Below are 600 nucleotides of genomic sequence, written 5' to 3' on the forward strand. Positions count from 1 at the left end.
TCAGCTGTATTCGAAGCTATCAGCGACAGCCTCACCCAGGGTGATAAAGTACAGATCATCGGCTTTGGCACTTTTGAAGTCCGTCAGCGTAAAGCCCGTGAAGGCCGCAACCCGCGCAACAACGAACCGATTCAGATCGAAGCATCCAAGACCCCGGCTTTCAAAGCTGGCAAACAGCTCAAAGATTTGGTCAACAACAAATAAGGTACGATTCCGAAGGGCCGCATGAAAAACGGCCCTTTTCTTTTCTTGCAAATTGTCGTACCATAGTAGTATGAGCTACTAGACTAATGCTGTTTATAAAAGAGGGTATCATGCATGACAAAGAAGAAAGTCCTGATCCTGTCCGCATCCATCGGTACGGGGCATACACAGGCAGCACGGGCGATAGAAGAATACGTCAAGACCATTCCCGAAGAATGTGAAGTGGAACACCTGGATTTCCTGTCCAACGACGTCCTGTCTATCGACAACATCGTCAAGGAAACGTACATCAAGATCCTCGATGTCTTTCCCATGCTGTACGATTTGATGTACTATTCGTCACAAGGATATAAGAAGGGACTCGTCGTCAAGACGCTCTTTGCCTGGGGCCTGAAG

At 48.0% G+C, this 600-nt stretch carries 2 protein-coding genes; both read left to right on the forward strand.

The window, feature by feature from the left end:
• The coding region (locus NM10_RS12665; protein WP_020311930.1) for an HU family DNA-binding protein at positions 1-204 on the forward strand (204 nt) is incomplete at its 5' end.
• A gap of 114 nt (positions 205-318) precedes the next feature.
• Positions 319-600: MGDG synthase family glycosyltransferase (locus NM10_RS12670; RefSeq protein ID WP_020311931.1), on the forward strand; the 282-nt coding region annotated here is incomplete at its 3' end.

Source organism: Megasphaera sp. NM10, assembly GCF_000417505.1.
Taxonomy (GTDB): Bacteria; Bacillota; Negativicutes; order Veillonellales; family Megasphaeraceae; genus Megasphaera; species Megasphaera intestinihominis.